1 protein-coding gene is annotated in these 369 nt (G+C 35.8%); it reads left to right on the top strand.

All coding sequences use genetic code 11. The features are described from left to right. The first annotated feature begins 92 nt into the window (after positions 1–92). The gene (locus V7161_RS29915) at positions 93–248 is read left to right on the top strand and encodes a hypothetical protein (protein ID WP_335716399.1); all 156 of its coding nucleotides are present in this window, start codon (positions 93–95) and stop codon (positions 246–248) included. The last annotated feature ends 121 nt before the right edge of the window (positions 249–369 follow it).

Genomic DNA, 369 nt, shown 5'->3' with positions numbered 1-369 from the left:
ATTAAATTAAATGATTCTAATATTTATAGTCCAGCTGCCATTCTAGGCGGCTTTTTCTTATTGTGCTAACTGGGCAGGTTTAAGGAGGTAATATGGAAAATCAGGTTAGGAAGAAAATGGTTGGTTGGACAATAGCCTTAGCTACACCCTTGTTGGCAGTAGTTATTTATTATTTCATTTTGCTATCGCTATATGTAACAGCAGAAGATTTATATAACTTCCCAGTCCCTCGGAATGCGTCACCTTAACAGGTGGCGTTTTTCATTTGTTAGCCATATTATCTTCCTTGAAAGCACGGTATGCAAAAAAAATCAGGCTTAGAAACAGTAATCCAAGGACGAAGAAGATTGTATAAATGGTATTTATTAT

Origin of the sequence: Neobacillus drentensis (assembly GCF_036965425.1) — a bacterium.
GTDB lineage: Bacteria > Bacillota > Bacilli > Bacillales > Cytobacillaceae > Neobacillus > Neobacillus drentensis_F.
The sequence above is the reverse complement of the archived record's forward strand: the minus strand, read 5'-3'. Positions and strand labels throughout refer to the sequence as shown.